Source organism: Streptomyces sp. NPDC040589 (assembly GCF_055594445.1).
This window is the reverse complement of sequence record NZ_JBVIWP010000003.1, coordinates 1,023,575-1,041,782: the sequence shown is the minus strand read 5'-3', so window position 1 is coordinate 1,041,782 and position 18,208 is coordinate 1,023,575. Positions and strand designations below refer to the sequence as shown.

Here is an 18,208-nt window from a genome sequence, read left to right as displayed (position 1 = left end):
CACCCGAGACCTGATCGCTCAGCCCTGAGACCTGAATGAGCCGCACATGACCGTCGAGCACATCTCGGCCGACGTACCCGTGGTGATCGTCGGAGCCGGACCCGTGGGCGTGACCGCCGCCCTCCTCCTGGCCCGGCGTGGCGTGCGTACCGTCGTCCTCGAACGCCACCACGGCGTCTACCCCCTGCCGCGTGCCGTCGCCACCGACGACGAGGTCCGCCGCATCCTCCAAGCTGCCGGAGTCGAGGCGGAGTTCGCCGCGATCGCCCGCCCCGCCCGAGGGCTGCGGCTGCTGGACGCCCGGCACCGGGTGCTGGCCGAGTTCCCACGCGCCGCGCAGGGCGCCCACGGCTTCCCGCAGACCAGCATGTTCGACCAGCCCGAGCTGGAGCGGGTCCTGCGCGAGGCCCTGGCCCGCGCCCCGGAGTGCGAGCTGCGCGGCGGCGTGGAAGTCGTCGGCGTCGAGCAGGGCGACGACGGTCCGGTCCGCGTGACCTACCGCGACGACACGGGCGAACATCTGCTGCGGGCGGACGCCGTCCTCGGCTGCGACGGCGCCAACAGCCTCACCCGCGACGCCATCGGCGCCACCTGGGAGGACCTGCGCTTCGAGGAACGCTGGACCGTCGTCGACGTCCGCACGAGCCTCCCGGTCCGCTGCTGGGAAGGCGTCGAGCAGATCTGTGATCCACGGCGGCCGGCGACGTTCATGCGTGTCGGGGAGGACCGCTACCGCTGGGAGTTCCGGCTGCGGGACGACGCGGAACCGGCTGACGAGCACGTGCGGGAACTGGTAGCCCCGTGGGTGGACCTCACGCATGGTTCCGACTTCGAGGTGCTGCGCCGGGCTCAGTACACCTTCCGGGCGCGGATCGCCGACCGCTGGCGCCGGGGCCGGGTCTTCCTCCTCGGCGACGCGGCCCACCTCACCCCGCCGTTCATCGGGCAGGGCCTGTGCGCGGGCCTGCGGGACGCCCACAACCTGGCCTGGAAGCTCGCCGCTGTCCTGCGGCGGGGCGCGGACGAGCGGTTGCTGGACACGTACGAGAGCGAACGCAAGCCGCACGCCCGCCACATGATCCGGCTCGCGGTCGCCATGGGCTGGGCGATGACCGGCGGCCAGGACGGCGCCGCCGCTCTCCGACGCGGTGCCCTGAACGCGGCCGTCCGCATCCCCGGGCTGGGTACGGCCGCCGCCCGCGACCTCAGTCCGGCCCTGACCGCAGGCCGGCTGGTCTGCCGCCGGCCCCACGGGTCAGGCCGCCGCCTGGTGGGCCGCTTCTGCCCGCAGCCGTGGGTGACGGCCGGGCCCCAGGGACACCGCACCCGCCTGGACGACCTGCTGGGCGACTCCTTCGCGGTCCTGACGGCCGGGCCACCCTCCCCCTCCCTCCGGGCGATCGCCGACGCCCTCGGCGCCCGGACCGTCCTCGTGACCGACCTCGGCGACGACGGCCGGCTCGCGGCCTGGCTGCGCGCCGGGCGGGCGGACGCCGTACTCCTGCGGCCGGACCGGGTCGTGATGGACGTGGTCCCGCGCGGCGCCCACGCGTTCACGGCCACGGCGTCCTGGGCGCCCCTGCTGCACACCGCACGCACACCACCACTGCCCGAAGCCTGTTGAGGAGCACCAAGATGAAGCACCCGGACCCGTTCTTCACCCCCGATCCGGAGGCCGCGGCGGCCAGCCGCATCGTGGACTTCACCCGCTGGGCGGCCGCCCGGCACCGGGGCGTGGCGGCCGACGCCGACTACGCCGCCCTGCACCACTGGTCGGTCACCGACCTGGAAGGCTTCTGGGGCGCGGTGTGGGAGTACTTCGACATCGAGGCGGACACCCCGTACGAGCAGGTGCTGGCCGAGGAGTCCATGCCCGGCGCCCGCTGGTTCCCAGGGGCCACCCTCAACTACACCCACCACGCCCTGCGCGACCTCACCGACGACGACGTGGCGATCATCGCCCTCGACGAGACCGGCTCGGGATACGAGGTGACCGGTCAGCGGCTCCGCGCCGACGTCGCCGCCGTGGCCGCGACCCTGCGCGACCTGGGGGTGGGCCGGGGCGACCGGGTCGTCGGCTACCTCCCCAACACTCCGCACGCGATCGTCGCGTTCCTGGCCGCCGCGAGCCTGGGCGCCGTCTGGTCGGTGTGCGGCCAGGACTACGCGCCCCAGGCCGCCGCCGACCGGTTCGCCCAGCTCGAACCCACGGTCCTGATCGCCGCCGACGGCTACCTCTTCAACGGCACCACCCACGACCGCCGCGACGCCACCGCTGAACTGACCGGGTCACTCCCGACGTTGAAGGCCACCGTGCTGGTCGACCACGTGGGCCTGCCCTGGCCCGACACCGGCCACCCCACCCTGGCGGTCCCGTGGGAGGACGCGTCCACCCGCACCGAGGAACTGGTCTGCACTCCGGTGCCGTTCGACCACCCCCTGTGGGTCGTCTTCTCCTCCGGCACCACCGGCCTGCCCAAGGGCATCGTCCACGGCCACGGCGGCGTCCTGCTGGAGCACCTCAAAACCCTGGGTCTCCACTCGGACCTGGGCCCCGGCGATCGCCTCCTCTGGTACACCACCACGCACTGGATGATGTGGAACCTGGTCGCCTCGACACTGCTGACCGGCGCCACGACCTGCACCTACGACGGCAGCCCGGCACCGTTCGCCAAGCTCGACATCCTCTGGGAACTGGCCGCCCGCCACCGGGTGACCGTCTTCGGCACCAGTCCCCAGTACCTGCTGGGCATGGCCAAGTTCGGCATCGACCCGTCGGCCCACGACCTGTCGTCCGTCCGCGTGGTCGGCTGCACCGGCTCCGCCCTGCCCGCCTCGGCCTACCCCTGGGTCCGCGACCACGTGGGCGCCGACGTCCTGCTCGCCTCCATCAGCGGCGGCACGGACGTGGTCTCCGGCTTCGCCGGAAGCGCGCCCACCACGCCGGTGTGGGCAGGCGAGTTGTCCGCACCCCACCTGGGCGTGGCCCTGGCCGCATACGACGAGGCGGGCCTCCCGATCACCGGCCAGGTAGGCGAGCTGGTCATCACCCGCCCCATGCCCTCCATGCCACTGCACTTCTGGAACGACCCCAACGGCACCCGCTACCAGGACGCCTACTTCTCCTCCTACCCCGGCGTCTGGCGCCACGGCGACTGGATCACCGTCACCCCTCACGGCTCGGTGATCGTCCACGGCCGCTCCGACAGCACCCTCAACCGCAACGGCGTACGCCTGGGCAGCGCCGACATCCACGACGTGGTCGAACGCCTCCCGGAGATCACCGAAGCCCTGGTCATCGGAGCGGAGGAACCGGACGGGGGTTACTGGATGCCGCTGTTCGTGGTGCCAGCGGCTGGGACGACTCTGGACGAGTCCCTCCGCGAGAGGATCAGGAACGCGATCCGCACCGGCGCCTCCCCGCGCCATGTCCCCGACGAGATCCTCGAAGTACCGGCCATCCCCCACACCCGCACCGGCAAGAAGCTCGAGGTTCCCGTCAAACGCCTTCTCCAGGGGGCGCCCGCCGAGCAGGTGGTCAACCGGGCGACGGTGGATGCTCCCGAGCTCGTGGACTATTACGCCCGGCTGGGAGCGGAACGCCGCGGGCGGAGGATCAGCGGGGCATGAGAACGGCACAGACCATCAGCGCCGTCGTTCAGTCCGTCCCGGTAGCGGACTCCAACCTGGCGACGGCGTCCAGCATCGACTGCTCGGCGGCACGTGTCCCCCACACCGCGGAGACCTGGGCACCCAGTGCCTCCAGAATGCTCGTGGCGTCCCGGTTGCCCAGATCACGCAGGCTGTGCAGCCGGGAAGGGGAGAAGTCGACGAGGGCGGTCGTCCCACCGAGCGGGCCGGGCATCTGCAAGGGCCGGCTCGGCCGGATCTCGATGACGCCGATGCCGGGAAAGTCGTGGGCGTCCCACAACACGCCGTCGGTCAGGTGGACCACGATCACGATGTCGCACTTTTCACGGAGGGCGAGCGCTCCTACCGGAGTGTTGTCCGCGATGCCGCCGTCCCTGAAAAGCCGCCCGTCCACCCGCCGTGCGGGCAGGATCACAGGAAGCGCGGCACTTGCCAGCACGGCCGGCTGACGTTCCTCCGGCGGCAGCGCGTTGACGTGCAGCCATTCCGCGCGTGTGCCGAGTCTGGAGCGGAGGACGTCGAGGACCCAGCCCCAGTCGTGAAGTACGTCGAGCTCCTCCAGGGCAGGGAAGGCGGATACCCACAACGGCGTTCCGCCGTCCAGGCGGCCGGGGTCGACATGGGTGGCGACGAGCCCTTCCAGGTACGTGGGGCGGACGACCTGCCCGGTCAACCGCGGGAGCAGCAGCCTGAGCTGTTCCGAGGTCGTTTCCTCGACAGGCACGCCGAGACCGTCCGCGACCCCGCCGCACCGTTCCGGTACCGCGCTGTATGCCGCCACCTCGTCCCAGATCGCGCGCAGGGCCACCGCTCCCTGTTCCAGGTTCCCGGCGCAGGCGAGCACCGCCCCGTTCAGCGCGCCGATGCTGGCGCCCGCGACGGCGTCGATGTGAACACCGGCCGACGCCAGACACTCCACGACGCCGACGTGATAGGCGCCCTTGGCGCCGCCACCGGACAGAACCAGACCGACTCTGGGCTTGATGGCACCGGATACGGGAGGCGCCGGAGGGAGCTGCTCGACCCTCCTGGGCTCAGGACCGGCGCCCGTCCGGCCCGCCGCCGTACTCCGTGCTGCGGCCGCGAGATCGTCGAGACCGGTCATGGCAGAAGCCTCCCGGCCGGGGCGGCGTCCGGTCCTGCGAGGTGCCCTCCCCCGGGCTCGCCGCGCTGCTCTCCGGTCGGGGTGAACCGCCGACGCAGCGTGCGGGACGCGGCGGTCTGCTCGGCCACGACGTGCTCGACGAAGCGTCGTGCACTGCTGGTACGGGGGGTCCACATCCCGTGGCGCCGCTGCACGAGCGCCAACGCCGTCTTCGCGGGGGCGGCAGGCCTCGCCCCCTGAGGCAGGGCCCACAGCTCCACGGCACTGCCGATGACGGAAACCAGCGCCCCGGTGGGTGCGACCAGGGAGGTCTCCAGACCGCTGTCCAGCAGCTCCGCCACCAACTGGCGCTCACTCCCGGCCAGAGAGCCACATGCCTGGTCGAGGAGGTCGGTGACGACGAACCTCCCCTGCGGGGAATCCCGGCGCGGCGTGGTCATGATCTTGTTGACCAGTCGCTCGTCGAAGGTCTTGTCGCCGGTCCGATGGCCGTAGAGCCCAGCCGGACCGTTGGCGACCTCCGCGGCCAGGAGCACCACCTGGAGAGGCCACGGGAACGTGGCGTACGTCTGCCCGGAGGCCCAGCGTCCAGTGGACACGGCGAAGCTGTCGTCGGCTCTGAGGCGCAACTCCGTCAAGGCCTGCCGGTGCTCCAGCGCCGACACCCGGTCCTCGATCCGCGTGAACCGGTCCTCGCACACCTCGGCCACCCGTGCCACGACCTCGGCGAGTTCGGTGAGCCGTGCCGACAACCGCGCGGTGTCCGACTCCGAGCGGCGCCGCGTCTCCCCGAGGCAGTTCGCGACCCGGCGCAGGGCCAGGTCCGAGACCTGCACATGCCCCGACAGCTCCGTCACCCAGCCGATCAGGGCTTGCTGGCCGTCGATGAGGGCACGCGTGGTGAGCAGCTCGCGGCGGCGTTCCTTCCCCACGATCCCGGCGAGCAGGCCGCGGATCACCCCCTGTTCCTGCCGGAAACGGGTGAGGTCATCGGCGACCACCACACTGTTGGCGAGTTCCAGCATCACCCGGTCGGGCACCAGGGGGACGTCCCGGGCGAGTTGGTACAGGTCCTCGGACACGGCGGATCACCTCCACGTGATCGGAGTACGGACGTACAGGCTCCGAGCCCTCTCGACAAGCTGCTGCCGGCGGCTCGCCAGGACCGTGATCCCGTCACGTGGCGCGAAAGGGCGACCTGACACAGCGGCGGCCTGATCGCCGACCGAGGCGATGCGGGAGAGCAGGTTGGCCAGTGCCCACGCACCGGGGTCGCGGGCTCGGACGGTGATCAGCTGGTCGAGCAGCGCCGGCACCCCGGACTGCTCCCATTGCCGTCGGGCCAGATCCCGGATCTCATCTCCGGACAGCACGTCGGCGTGATGCTCCCAGTCGAGAGGGAACGCCGTCCGCAGAAAGGCGCGCTCCGCGGCGGAGGCCTCGTGCCGTCGTTCGCCGTCCGGTGGGTGCCACAGGACACATGCCGCTGCCAGGCCCTGGCGGGCGGCTGTGCGTACGCCGGAACACTGCGGCGGGGTTGAGGACGCGTTCCGTGGTTCGTCCGCCAGATCCACCCGGTTCACGACGGTGAACACCGGCTTCTGAACGGACGTGGCCATGCGGGTGACGGTGTGCTCGGCCTCGTTGTCGCGCCGTGTGGCGTCGGTGACCAGCAGCAGTTCGTGTGCTCGGTGGATCTCCCGGCTGACGAAGCGGTCCAGCGTGCCCGGCGGCAGCTCCTCGTCCGGACCAGGGGTGTCCACCAGTACCAGCCATCCTCCTGCCGGATCCGTTGCCATCCAGGGCACGGGGACCACCACTTCGGGCGGCTGCAGGCTGGGGAGCCGCACCAGGACGTCCTCGTGGGCCAGCGCCGTCAGTGCCAGCCGGAGCAGATCGTTCACCTCCGCCAGGGCCGCGCGGATCGCCCGGGTTCCGACGGTGCGGTGCGGCGGCCCCGCTACGCCGGTGCCGGACAACCGGGCTTCGGCGGCGGCCAGTTGCGGGTGCCGCCGGACAGCGGTGGCCACAGCGGGCCGGTACCCGGGCCGGGCCAACCGGTGGGCGAGTGCCGTGACGCCCTCGATGGTGGACCCGGGCACCGTGAGGACCGGCTCCGGGACGCTCTCCGCGGCGACCGGCACCACACAGGTGGGCAGCACCGTCATGGCAGGGCCGCGCGACGGGAGCAGCTCCCGGCCCAGGACCGCGTTGATGAGCGTGGACTTGCCCGCCTTCATCGGGGCGACCACCGCGATCCGGTAGTCAAGGCGTCCGGAAGGCGCCTCCGACAGTTCGGGCAGCAGGGGCCGGAGGCGGTCCGGCGTACCGGCAGGACTCGTGGCACCGGCCGCGCCGGCCGACGCCAGCACCTTGGTGGCGGCCGTGTGGAGACTGCTGAGCATCCAGCACAGTTCGTGAGGCAGCGGCATCACCCGGGGACGTACGGCCCGCGGGTTCGCCGTCTCAGACACCACGTAGATGGCGCACTTCACTGTGCAGTGCCCGCGTGGCGTCCAGGAAGTCGGTCAAGGACTCCCGCAGTTCCACCTGGCGCATTTCCTGGAGCTGGTTGTCCTCGGCGGACTGCTGCAAGATGTGCCGGTACCGCTGGAGGAATGCCTCGACTTGGTCGTAGTACTGGGACACCTGCTGTGTGATCATCTCCCGGACATGGCCGCCCAGGGCGGCATGGATCTCTTTCAGCCGCTCCTCGAACGAGCCCTGCAGGCCGGTCGCCATGGCATCGGGCCGCACCAGGTAGGTCCGCTCCTCGGTGATCTCCGTCTCGGTCTTGGCGTACGTGCTCTTCCACAGCCACAGGCGTCGCCAGGAGCGCTGGTGATACTCGCGTTCGACCTTGCGGCTCGTGGCCTTGGTCTCCGTCTGGAGCTCGGTCGGCAGTTCCGCGACGTTCGCCCTGCCCAGTTCCCATGCGGGGATGCTGAAGGTGACGTCGAACTCGTCCTTCATCCGGTCCGCGGCCCGTACGACCACCGGCCGGACCCGCTCGCTCTGGCGACGGACCTGTTCCTCGGCCGACGCGCCCACGCGTGACTCGATGTGCGTCCGGGCCTGTTCGAGGATGGCGTCGAGCCTTTGCCGGGCCCGGAAGGTCTCGGTGTGGACGAAGTCCTCCGCGGCCTCCTGGGTGGCGAACTCGAAGGCTCCGTCACCTCGTCTGAAGATGCCGGTGAGCATCGCCATGGGGTTGCGGCCCCAGGAATGGGAGTGGGTGTCGCGGAAGTCCTCCACGACCTCTTCGCCCTCGGCCTCGGCCTGCTTGAGCTCGCGCTTGCTCAGCTGGCCCGCGAGCTCGCCGGCCAGCTTCGACGGGGAGCTCACCTGGCTGCGGAAGCCCGCGATGGCGTCGAGATCGGCGGAGATCTGTCGAGCCGCTGCCGCCAGGTCCTCCGATTCGCGTCCGATGAGATCGCGTCGTGCCAGTGTCGCGGTCTGCAGATCGGAAAGTTCGGCCGCGGTCTTGTCCAGCGCGGCGTCAACGGCCAACCGCAGCACGCGCATGCGCAGCCAGGCGACCACGGAGACGAGGAACTGGTTGATACGGCTGAACTCCAGCGCTCGTTTGGTGCTCTTGCGCAGTCGGCCGGGGCTCATGTCCTCCAACTGGTCCTGCCAGTCCACGGGGTAGAGAAGCCGGGCCAGCCGTGCGGCGCTGCCGTCCGCCACGGGCGCGTCGTCGGATCGCGCCAACGCCGCCAGCACCTGCACCGACGCCAGGGCCCACTCGGCCGACACCGTGAAGACACGGCTGGAGGCCCGGGCATCGGTCAGCCCGAGGTTGGCACAGGCCGAACGCACGATGCCCTCGTCGTCCAGATCCGTCTCACGACGCTTCTGGTCGATCTTGTTGACCACTGCGAAGAGCTTCTCCGTCCCGACCACGCTGAGCAGGGGCTCCATCAGGTCCCGGATCTGTGCGTCCGATTTCCCGCCCATCTTGGTGTAGTCGAGCACGACCAGCACGATGTGACTCTCGCTGAGCTGCCTGCGGACCACCGCCGTCAGCATGTCCGCGAGGTCGTGCTCGTCCGGGCCCGGGGTGTCCACGATGACCAGGCGCCCCGGACCTTCGGCCTCCTGGGACGTGACGGACCAGTACGGCGTACGCACCACGGGGACGTCCGCGAGGTCCGCCTTCCAGCCGTCCGGCATCACCCGGCCCGCGAGGCGCACGAGGTCGTTGAGCAGCGTCAGGCAGTTCTGTACGGCTGCTCTGCCCTCATAGCGCACTCCGATGTCCTCGACCCTGTCGGACAGGATGTCGTTGACCAGGGTCGCGAGGTGCGGGTACTGCTTGAGGAGGCCTCCGGCCACCGGCTTGGAGACATGTGCGCGAAGCGCCTTGACCAGCAGGTTGAACTGCGCCGCGTCCTCCTCGCGAAGTTCCAGGACGGGGGCGAAGTGGTCGTTGTCGTGGTCCGTCAGCTGGGCCTCGTGCACGCGCTGGTCCAACACGATGCGGGTCGGCAGGGTGGTCATGGCCGCCGCCCGGGCGGGCAGCAGTTCATAGCCGACGACGGAGTTGATCAACGTGGACTTCCCGGCCTTCATCGGCGCGACCACCGACATCCGGAGCTCCCCGCCGCGGACGGCTTCCAGCTCCCGCCTGACGACGTCGATCGCGCCCGCCTCGCCCTCAGGGTGATCGCTCCACGCGAGCTCCAGTTCCCTCGCCCGCGACAGCAGGTCCAGAACCTGCTCGATCAGTTCGATCGCGTCAGCGGCGCGTGCGTTTCCCACCTGCCCGTCGGTCCCACCCGATGTGTTCGACTCGAAAGCGTTCTGGTCCGACATGGCCCCCCACGGCAGAGACGTACTGACGAGCTGCGCTGCATACACCGACACGTCCGAATATGACGGTCATGCGTACTCAAAGTAGCCTGCCTGGCCGGAAGTTGACAGTGGATCCGCGGATCTCGCACTGGCGTCGGTACGGCCTCTGCCCGCCGCTGAGGTGTCGGAGCGGCCTTCACAACGCGTCCACCGCGCTCACCTTCCAGCCGTCGCCCGTGCGCTCCATCGTCATCCGCACCCGGTTCAGGTCCACGCGGGACCCCGAGACCTGGGTGCTCTCGGTGACCTGGTTGACGAAGAGCAGGACCACGACCTTGTCGGGAGAGGCCGAGACGACGGAGGCGGCCGGGGCGGTGCCGGAGCCGGGGGCGGCGACCGTGGCCTTCACCACGCCGCGGTACTTCTCGGCCGTGGGGGCGACCACGGTCTTCGTGGTCTTGCCGTACTCGTCGCGGAAGTCGCCGGTCAGGTGGGCGCGGGCCGTCGAGAAGTCCTTGTCCAGGTGGCGGTAGTCGTACGACAGGACGATCGGCGCCGCTTTCCGCGCGGCCGCGAGCGCCTCGGTCCGGGCGGTCTCCGTCAGGCGGCCGTCGCGGTACTGCCATCCCAGGGCGGCGAGCGCGACCAGGACGGCGACGAGCAGGACGGCCAGGACCGAGGTGAGCAGCCTCCTACGGCCGTCGGGGCCGCGCTCGCTCCCCTCTTGCGGCCCGTCCTCCTCGAACGACTCCGGGGACGGCTCCGGCGGGTCGTCCCAGCCGTCCTTCGGGGCCTCGACGAGGACGGTACGTCCGGCGAGTGGCCGCTCGTCCCGGCGCGGGGTCTCCTCGTCGCCGGACGTGGCCGTCGCCGCGCCCGCTGCGCGGTGGCCGCGCTCCGCGCGCTTCGCCGCCGCGCGGGCGGCCGCCGTCATGGTGCGGCGGGTGCCGGGACCGGGTGCGCGGCCGGTGGTCGTCTTCGGCATGGTGGTACTCCTCGTCGGTGCTTGTCGGTCGGCGGATCGGCCCGTGGATCAGCCGACGAACTCGACGTCGGACGTCAGCCAGCGGCCGTCCTTGTGTACGAGGTCGAGCTGGAGCCGGTACGTGCGCGCCTCACCTTCGGGCGCGGCGGTGTTGGTCACCTTGCTGTCGGCGACCACCAGCACACGGGCCGAGTCCTCGTCGGAGCGGACGATGCCCGCCTCCAGGACCTGGCCTTCCGACACGGACTTGTTCTGGGCCACCAGCTGCGTCAACTGCTCCGTCTGTGCGGTGAACTGCTTCTTGAAGTCGCCGGTCGCGCCCGCCAGTACGTTCGCGCTGTCGCGGTCGTAGTGCCGGTAGTCGAGGGAGGTGAAGTTCAGCGCCGACTGGCGTGCCGCGGCCAGGATGCCCTGGTGTCGCTGGTCCGCCTCGCGCTGTTCGTAGAGGCCGAGGGCCAGCCAGAGTGCCAGTGCGGTGGTGAGGACGGTCGCCGCGACGAGTCCCGCCGTCAGCACTCCGGGTCGCACCCTCTTCATGCCATGGGGCCGACGAGCAGCCATTGCCACGACTCCTTTCCGAACACGGCCTGCTGGCCGCCCGTCGAGCCGATCTCGACGTTCTTTCCGTCCGGGCCGGTGGTGGTGCCGGTCTCCGGGTCGTACGGGGTGACGTAGGTCGCCTGGTTCGCGCCGCCGCCGGTGGTCGACGCGCCTGGGGCGTTCTGAGCGCCCCGCACCGACGACTGGCTGCCGCGCGGGAGCGTGCAGCGGGCGTCGGTGTTCGCCTCGCGGGTGCTGGTGTCCGCGGGGTCGCGGCGTGCCGTGCCGTAGCCCTGGGTGCAGGCCGGCGGGTCGTCGGCGTTCAGCACCAAGCCGAAGTGGGTGGTGCCGTCGCCCGGGACGACCGTGTAACTGCCCGCGACCATCAGCGGGAAGGTGACCAGGGCCTGTTCCACGCCGGGGAGGCGGGCCAGCGTGACCTGGCCGCCGCTGATCAGGTTGGCCAGCAGGACCGACAGCTCCGGCCCGGCCGACTTCAGCAGCGAGTTCAGCTCCTGCGCCGCCGGCCGCGCGTTGCCGATCAGCTTGCGCAGGTCCCCGTCGCTCGCCTTCAACTGGGCCGAGAGCGCCGCCAGATCGCGCGCGAAGGACTTGATCGACGAGCCCTGGTCGGCCTGCGTCTTCAGGACCTTCCGTGAGTCCTCGATCAGGGCGATCGTCTCCGGCAGTGCCTCGGACGCCGACCCGACCAGGGTGTTGCCCGAGTCCACCAGGCGGCTCAGGTTCGGGCCGGTGCCGGCGAAAGCCTTGCCCAACTCGTCGACCGTGACCTGTAGGTCGTCCTTGCCGACCGAGTTCACCAGGCGGTCCAGGCTGAGGACCATGTCCGTCGTCGACAGCGGCACCCGCGTGCTCTCGCGCGGGATCGTGCTGCCGTTCAGCAGGTACGGGCCGTGGGAGGTGCGGGGCTGAAGGTCGACGTACTGCTCCCCCACCGCCGAACGGTTCGCCACCACGGCCAGCGTGTCTTCCGGGATGCGCGGCGCCCCGTCCTCGATGTCGAGTGTGACCGAGACCCCGTCCGGGCCGGCCAGGCGCAGTGCGCCGACCTTGCCCACCGGCACCCCGCGATACGTGACCTCGGCACCGGGGAAGACGCCCCCGGAGGCGGCGAAATCGGCCCGCACGGTGTAACCGCGGTCCAGGACCTCGTCCACCAGGCCCGTGTACTCGGCGCCGACGTACGACACACCCACGGCGGTGAGGGTGGCGAAGGCGATCAGTTGCGCCTTGACCGTACGGGTGATCACGGCCGGACTCCCTTCAGCATCAGCTCGGCGAGTTCGAGGTCGATCCCCTCGGGCCAGTCGCCCCCGGTGCGGTAGCCGTGGGAGCCGTAGCCGGCGGTGCACACCGGCGGGCACAGCGGGTCGCCGCCGTCGTCGGGGGCCGACGGGGACGACGGCACGCTCGGACCGCTCGGCAGCGCGGTGGGCTTCGGCACGCGCGGCACGTCCGGGAGGTCCGGCGCGTCCGGGAGGTCCGGTACATCAGGAAGGTCCGGGGTCTCGGGAAGCCCGGGCCCGGTGTCCCCGCCGTTCCCGCCGCCCGGCTCGTCCGTCAGGTTGCCGTAGATCCCAGCCAGATCGAGGTCCGCCGTGATGTGCAGGTTGACGTAGTCGCCCTTGATGGCGTCCACCACGTTGCGCGGGAACGGGTACGTCGTCAGCAGCTCGAGGGAGTTGGGCAGGTCGCTGCCCGCCTTGTTGAGCTGTCGCAGGATCGGCCGCAGCCGCTTGAGGTTGGCGACCGTGTCGTCGTGCGAGGCGTTGACCACCTTGGTGCCGGTCTTGCCCAGCTTGGACAGGGCGGTGAGCATCTTGGTCAGGTCACGGCGCTGGTCGGCCAGGACCTTGAGGGCGGGCGGCATCGCGTCGACGGCCTCGGCGATCGTCCTCTTCTCCTTGCCCAGCCGTTCGGCCAGCCGGTCCACGGCCTTGAGCGCGCGGACGATGTCCTGGCGCTGGTCGTCCAGGCCGCCGATGAAGGTGTCGAGTTCCTTGAGCAGGGACTTGACCCGGTTCTCCCGGCCCTCCAAGGCCTTGTTCAACTCGGTGGTGATCGTCTTGAGCTGGGCCACGCCGCCGCCGTTGAGCAGGGCGGACAGCGCGGACAGCACCTCCTCGACCTCCGGGTTGCGGCCGCTGCGGGACAGGGGGATCACATCACCGTCGCGGAGCCGGCCGGCCGGCGTGCCTTCCAGCGGCCTGGACAGCGCCACGTACTTCTCGCCGAGCATGCTGGTCTGCCGCAGCTCGGCGATGGCGTTGGCCGGCAGCTTCACCGAGTCCGCGACCCGGAGGCGGACCCTCGCGTGCCAGTCCTCCAGCTCCACCTTCTCCACCGCGCCCACCGTGACGTTGTCGACCTTGACCGCCGACTGCGGAACCAGGTCGAGGACGTCGCGGAACTCGACGGTGACGTGGTAGGCGTGGCCGTCGGCGGCGGCTCCGCCGGGGAGCGGGACGTCGTACCAGCCGTTGACCTCGCAGCCGGACAGGAACAACGTCCCTACGGCCGCCCATGCGACGGCCTCGACCTTGCGCAGTGGCCTCATGCGCTCGCCCCCAGGATTCCGCCGAGGGTGCGGTCGACCGTGCCGGTGACCGCGGTGCCCTTGGGCACTTCGGGCAGGGAGTCGAAGAGCTCCCTCAGGTCCTTGCAGTCGGACTTCTCCCCGGTCGTCTTCAGGATCGAGCACAGCAGGGAGGCCGGATCCTGCGGATGGTCGGGGTTGTTGCGGGTGTCGAGGGTGCCCGCGGAGGGGTTGTAGGCGTTGTTCAGGTTCGACATGCCCGTGGGCGCGACCTCCAGCAGCTCCTCCAGCGCCGCCCGTTGGGTGACGAGCACCTTGGTCACCTTGCTCAGGCCCTCCACGTTCGACGTCAGCGACTTCTTGTTCTTCTTCACGAAGGCGGACACGTCACCGAGCGCCGTGCCGAGGTGTTTCAACGCCGCCGCCAGGTCCTTGCGTTCGCCCGCGAGTTGCTTGGCGACCTTGGCGAGGCTGCTGTTGAAGGACCGCACGCTCTTGTCGTCTGCCGCCAGCGCCGCCGTGAACACCTGGAGGTTGCGGACCGTGCCGAACATGTCCGTGCGGCCGTCGGAGAGAGTCGTGACGGCCTCCGAGAGGTCCTCGACCGTCCGGTGGAGGTTCCCGCCCTGGCCGTCGAGGTTGTCGGCGCTGACGCCGAGCAGCCGTGACAGGGCGCCGTCCTTGTTGGCGCCCTCGGGGCCGAGCGCCTCGGCCGTGGTGTGCAGGCTGTCGAAGACGCGGTCCAGTTCGACCGGTACGGCCGTGCGCGACTGGGGGATCTCGTCCCCGTCCCGCAGTACCGGACCGCTCCGGTACACCGGCAGCAGCTGCACGTAACGGTCGCTGACCACCGACGAGTTGATGATCGCGGCCTGCGCGTCCGCCGGGACCTTGCGGTCCGCGTCGTACTCCAGCTCCACCCGCACCCGGCCGCCCTCCGGCGTGATCTTCTTGACCTCGCCGATCCGCACGCCCAGCACGCGGACGTCCGAGCCGGGGTAGATGCCGACGGTGCGGGGGAAGTACGCCGTGACGCGGGCCGGCTCGGTCCCCGGCCACAGGACGTAGGTGAGCGCGGCGACCAGGGCCAGGGCGGTCAGCAGGGCCGCGCCCTTCTTCCAACGGTTGCTCACTGCGCGCCTCCCGTCCGCGTCCGCGGCACCACCGGGGCGGCGACCAGGTTCTGGACGTAGGAGTCGAACCAGCGGCCGTTGCCGAGGGTGTTGGTGAAGACCCGCACGTAAGGGGCCAGGAGCTTGATGCTCCGGTCCAGGCTTGATTGGTTGCGTTCGAGCATCTTCACCACGGTGTTGAGGCCCTTGAGCGCGGGCCCGATCTCCTTCTCGTTGTCCTGGACCAGGCCGGAGAGCTGGATGCCGAGCGCGGCCGAGGTCTTCAGGAGCTTGTGGATCGCCGCACGCCGCTTGCTGATCTCCTTGAACAGCTTGTCGCCGTCCTCGACCAGGGCGGTGAAGTCGCCCGACCGGTCGGCGAGTACACCCGTCACGCCGTTCGCGTGGTCGAGGAGCTCCCTGAGGGCCTTGTCGCGCGAGGCCACCGTCCGGGAGATCTTCGACAGGCCCTTGATGGACGCCCGTACCTCTTCCGGTGAGTCCTCGAAGGTCGTCGAGACGGTGTCCAGCGCCTTCGCCAGCCGGTCGGTGTCGACCTTCTCCGTGGTGGTGGTGAGATCGCTGAACGCCTGCACGACGTCGTACGCGGGGACGGTCCGCCGCAGCGGGATCTCGCTGCCGGGCTCCAACCGGCCCCGCCCCTTGGGGTGCAGGGCGAGGTACTTGGCGCCGAGGATCGTCTTGACCCGGATCGACGCGCCGGTCCCGGTGCCGAACCCCGGCTCGCCCTTGATCTTGAAGGTGACCTTGACGTGGTCGCCGTCCAGGTCGACCTCCTCGACCTTGCCGACCTTGACCCCGGCGATCCGCACCTCGTCGCCCGGTTTGAGACCGCCCGCCTCCGCGAAGGCGGCGCTGTACGTCTCGCCGTCGCCGATCACCGGCAGGCGGTCGGCGTTGAACGCGGCCGCGGTCAGCAGCGCGAGGACGGTGAGTCCGACCGCGCCGATGACGATCGGGTTCCGCTCGCGGAAGGGGCCGAGGCGCGGACGGCGGAGCCGTATCCTCGGCAGCTTCGGCGGCTCGACACGGACCTTGATCAGCGGCTGCGGACGCGGCTTGCGGCGCGGCAGGAGCCGCACCTTCGGCAGTCGCACGCGAGGCAGCTTCGGCGGTTCCACCCGCACCTTGACCAGCGGCTCCGGGCGGCGCTTGCGGCTCATGCCCCACACCTCGCCCTCGCCACGTGCATCTCGGGCGTGAGCACCTGCTTCGTCTTCGGCAGCACGATCCGGCCGTCGAAGTCGCACAGGTAGAAGTTGAACCAGGAGCCGTAGGACGCCGTCCCCGTCAGCTCGTTGAGCTTGTTCGGCAGCCTCTTCAGCACGCCCTCCACGGTCTTCTCGTTGTCGTTCAGCGTCCCGGTGAGGTCGGTCAGTTCCGCGATGTCGTCCTTCAGCGGCGGACGCGCGTCCTTCAGCAGGCCCGAGGTGGCCTCCGTCAGATCGCCGATGCTCACCAGCGACTTCCCGATGGGCTTGCGGTCGGCGGACAGGCCCGAGATGACCCGGCGCAGCTGCTTGAGCAGTCCGGAGAAGCGGGCGCCGCGCTTGTCGAGCGTCTTCAGCACGGTGTTGAGGTTGTCGATCACCGAGCCGATCAGCTTGTCGCGGCCGGCCAGCGTCGTGGTGAGCGACGCCGTGTGCGTCAGCAGGCTGTTGACGGTGCCGCCCTCGCCCTGGAGGGTCTTGATGATCTCGGTGGCGAGCTGGTTGACGTCTTTCGGGCTGAGCGCGGCGAACAGCGGCTTGAAGCCGTTCAGCAGTGCGTTCAGGTCGAGGGCGGGCTGGGTGCGCGCGAGCGGGATGGTGCCGCCGGGGCGCAGCCGGGTGCCGTCGCCGACGCCCTCGGTCAGCGCGACGTACCGCTGCCCGACCAGGTTGCGGTAGCGGATGACGGCGCCCGTGCTGGTGAGCAGCGGCCGGTCCTGGCTGGCCGTGAAGGTGACCTCGGCCAGCGTCCGGTCCTTGATCCGGATGCCCTCGACCTCGCCGACCCGCACTCCGGCCACCCGGATGTCGTCGCCCTCCTCCAGGCCGGTGACGTCGCTGAAGACCGCGCGGTACTCGTGCGCGGGGGTGAAGGAGATGTTCACGATGGTGGCGGCCAGCAGGGCCGTCGCCACCACCGTCACCAGCGCGAAGAGACTGAACTTGATCAGCGGGGCGGCGGTCTGCCGGGCTCCTGTGGTGCTCATGCGACGCTCACCGCCGTCCCGCGCGCCATCGGCCCGAACAGCAGGGTCGCGACCGGCGGCACCTCGTCCGCGGGCACGCCCAGTACCGGCGCCACGAGCGAGCCGACGGCCCGCTGCTCTGCCCGGGTGGCGGAGGCGCCGAGCGGACCGCCCGACGTCGAACCCGCCTCCTTGGAACCGTCGTTGAGGTGGGCGCCGGGCGCCGGTACCGGAGGGTGCGGCAGATCACGGCAGTTCGGGCCCGACCGCTCGCCGTAGCGCGGTTCCTCACCCGGTTCGTACGCGCCCTGCGGCCGCACGACCTCCAGCGTGATGTGCATCTTTCCGCCCTTGAACGCCTCCTCGGACGCCTTCTCCTGCCGGACCAGGCCGGCCAGCAGACAGGGGTACTGGGGTGAGTAGCGGGCGAACAGCTCCAGCGTGGGGCGGGAGACCCGGCCGAGGGTGATCAGCCGGTCGCCGTCGGCGTCGAGGAAGTCCTCGGCGGTGCCCGCGACGGTGGCCGTGCTCTTCAGCGCTGCGGCCAGCCGGTCCTTCTCCTCGACGATCGTGCGGCTGGTGGTGACGGTGTTGCGCAGGATCTCCATCAGGTCGGGCGCCGCGTCGCCGTAGACCTCGGCGACGTCGGCGAAGCGGGCGATGTCCTCTTTCAGGGACGGCAGGTGGGGATTGAGGCGGCGCAGGTAGGCCTCCACTCGCGTGAGGTTGTCGCCGATCCGGTCGCCGCGTCCGTCAAGGGCGGTGGCGAACGCGGAGAGCGTGGCGTTGAGCTTGCCGGGCTGGACCGTCCGGAGCAGGGGCAGCAGGTCGTTCATCAGCTGCTGGACCTCGATGCCGACGCGGGTGCGGTCCTGGGTGATGACGTCACCGGCACGGATGGGCCGGGCCGAGGAGCGCTCGGGCGGGACCAGGTCGACGTACTTCTCGCCGAACAGCGTCTTGGGCAGCAGGCGCGCGTGCACGTCGGACGGGATGTGGGCGACGTGCTCCGGCTTGAGCGCGATGCCGAGCGTCGCCTTCGTCCCGTCGGCCCGCACCTCCCGCACCTCGCCGACCAGCAGCCCGCGCAGCTTGACGTCGGCGCGCGGATCGAGCTGGTTGCCGAGGCTGTCGGCCTCCAGCGTGATCCGCACGACCGGCGTGAACGCCTGCCGGTAGACGGCGACGGACAGGGACAGCAGCAGCGCGAGCACGGCGATGAAGACGACGCCGTACAACCGCAGTCTCAGCACCCTCATACGGC

14 protein-coding genes are annotated in these 18,208 nt (G+C 70.7%); 2 read left to right on the top strand and 12 right to left on the bottom strand.

The genetic code is table 11. From position 1 onward, the window contains the following. Nucleotides 1-46 precede the first annotated feature (46 nt). Both mhpA and ACZ58V_RS17150 read left to right on the top strand, forming a co-directional pair. Nucleotides 47-1,624: a bifunctional 3-(3-hydroxy-phenyl)propionate/3-hydroxycinnamic acid hydroxylase MhpA gene (mhpA, locus tag ACZ58V_RS17155; protein ID WP_471290622.1), complete on the top strand. Its 1,578-nt coding sequence runs from the start codon at nt 47-49 to the stop codon at nt 1,622-1,624. An 11-nt stretch (nt 1,625-1,635) separates the two neighbouring features. Beyond that, the gene (locus ACZ58V_RS17150; RefSeq protein ID WP_471290621.1) at nt 1,636-3,630 is read left to right on the top strand and encodes an acetoacetate--CoA ligase; all 1,995 of its coding nucleotides are present in this window, start codon (nt 1,636-1,638) and stop codon (nt 3,628-3,630) included. Nucleotides 3,631-3,658: 28 nt separating this feature from the next. Here ACZ58V_RS17150 and ACZ58V_RS17145 read toward each other — a convergent pair whose 3' ends face one another. The 12 genes from ACZ58V_RS17145 to ACZ58V_RS17090 form a co-directional block, all read right to left on the bottom strand. After that, nucleotides 3,659-4,756: a patatin-like phospholipase family protein gene (locus tag ACZ58V_RS17145; RefSeq protein WP_471290620.1), complete on the bottom strand. Its 1,098-nt coding sequence runs from the start codon at nt 4,754-4,756 to the stop codon at nt 3,659-3,661. Beyond that, entirely contained in the window at nt 4,753-5,838 is a 1,086-nt protein-coding gene (locus tag ACZ58V_RS17140; protein WP_468190818.1) for a hypothetical protein, read from the bottom strand. The genes ACZ58V_RS17145 and ACZ58V_RS17140 overlap by 4 nt, the downstream gene beginning before the upstream one ends. Nucleotides 5,839-5,844: 6 nt before the next feature. Beyond that, nucleotides 5,845-7,161 (bottom strand): P-loop NTPase family protein, encoded by a 1,317-nt coding sequence (locus ACZ58V_RS17135; RefSeq protein WP_471290619.1) that lies wholly within the window; start codon nt 7,159-7,161, stop codon nt 5,845-5,847. A 61-nt stretch (nt 7,162-7,222) separates the two neighbouring features. Continuing rightward, entirely contained in the window at nt 7,223-9,520 is a 2,298-nt protein-coding gene (locus tag ACZ58V_RS17130) for a dynamin family protein (protein ID WP_471290618.1), read from the bottom strand. Nucleotides 9,521-9,749: 229 nt separating this feature from the next. Further along, nucleotides 9,750-10,538, bottom strand: a complete 789-nt coding sequence (locus tag ACZ58V_RS17125) for a hypothetical protein (protein WP_471290617.1) — start codon at nt 10,536-10,538, stop codon at nt 9,750-9,752. A 48-nt stretch (nt 10,539-10,586) separates the two neighbouring features. Beyond that, on the bottom strand, nt 10,587-11,075 hold the full coding sequence (locus tag ACZ58V_RS17120) for a hypothetical protein (RefSeq protein ID WP_471290712.1): 489 nt from the start codon (nt 11,073-11,075) through the stop codon (nt 10,587-10,589). Then, nucleotides 11,072-12,349 (bottom strand): MCE family protein, encoded by a 1,278-nt coding sequence (locus ACZ58V_RS17115; protein ID WP_471290616.1) that lies wholly within the window; start codon nt 12,347-12,349, stop codon nt 11,072-11,074. Before ACZ58V_RS17115 ends, ACZ58V_RS17120 begins: the two co-directional genes overlap by 4 nt. Then, complete coding sequence (locus ACZ58V_RS17110) at nt 12,346-13,656, bottom strand: MCE family protein (protein ID WP_471290615.1); 1,311 nt, start codon at nt 13,654-13,656, stop codon at nt 12,346-12,348. Before ACZ58V_RS17110 ends, ACZ58V_RS17115 begins: the two co-directional genes overlap by 4 nt. Then, nucleotides 13,653-14,768, bottom strand: a complete 1,116-nt coding sequence (locus ACZ58V_RS17105; RefSeq protein WP_471290614.1) for an MCE family protein — start codon at nt 14,766-14,768, stop codon at nt 13,653-13,655. The genes ACZ58V_RS17110 and ACZ58V_RS17105 overlap by 4 nt, the downstream gene beginning before the upstream one ends. Then, entirely contained in the window at nt 14,765-15,931 is a 1,167-nt protein-coding gene (locus tag ACZ58V_RS17100; protein ID WP_471290613.1) for an MCE family protein, read from the bottom strand. The genes ACZ58V_RS17105 and ACZ58V_RS17100 overlap by 4 nt, the downstream gene beginning before the upstream one ends. Further along, nucleotides 15,928-16,965, bottom strand: a complete 1,038-nt coding sequence (locus ACZ58V_RS17095; RefSeq protein WP_471290612.1) for an MCE family protein — start codon at nt 16,963-16,965, stop codon at nt 15,928-15,930. Before ACZ58V_RS17095 ends, ACZ58V_RS17100 begins: the two co-directional genes overlap by 4 nt. After that, complete coding sequence (locus tag ACZ58V_RS17090) at nt 16,962-18,203, bottom strand: MCE family protein (protein WP_471290611.1); 1,242 nt, start codon at nt 18,201-18,203, stop codon at nt 16,962-16,964. Before ACZ58V_RS17090 ends, ACZ58V_RS17095 begins: the two co-directional genes overlap by 4 nt. Nucleotides 18,204-18,208: the final 5 nt, after the last annotated feature.

Coding starts and splice junctions, on each gene's coding strand:
- mhpA (WP_471290622.1), top strand. CDS start 47: ATGACCGTCGAGCACATCTCGGCCGACGTACCCGTGGTGATCGTCGGA.
- ACZ58V_RS17150 (WP_471290621.1), top strand. CDS start 1,636: ATGAAGCACCCGGACCCGTTCTTCACCCCCGATCCGGAGGCCGCGGCG.
- ACZ58V_RS17145 (WP_471290620.1), bottom strand. CDS start 4,756: ATGACCGGTCTCGACGATCTCGCGGCCGCAGCACGGAGTACGGCGGCG.
- ACZ58V_RS17135 (WP_471290619.1), bottom strand. CDS start 7,161: ATGCTCAGCAGTCTCCACACGGCCGCCACCAAGGTGCTGGCGTCGGCC.
- ACZ58V_RS17125 (WP_471290617.1), bottom strand. CDS start 10,538: ATGCCGAAGACGACCACCGGCCGCGCACCCGGTCCCGGCACCCGCCGC.
- ACZ58V_RS17120 (WP_471290712.1), bottom strand. CDS start 11,075: ATGAAGAGGGTGCGACCCGGAGTGCTGACGGCGGGACTCGTCGCGGCG.
- ACZ58V_RS17110 (WP_471290615.1), bottom strand. CDS start 13,656: ATGAGGCCACTGCGCAAGGTCGAGGCCGTCGCATGGGCGGCCGTAGGG.
- ACZ58V_RS17100 (WP_471290613.1), bottom strand. CDS start 15,931: ATGAGCCGCAAGCGCCGCCCGGAGCCGCTGGTCAAGGTGCGGGTGGAA.
- ACZ58V_RS17095 (WP_471290612.1), bottom strand. CDS start 16,965: ATGAGCACCACAGGAGCCCGGCAGACCGCCGCCCCGCTGATCAAGTTC.
- ACZ58V_RS17090 (WP_471290611.1), bottom strand. CDS start 18,203: ATGAGGGTGCTGAGACTGCGGTTGTACGGCGTCGTCTTCATCGCCGTG.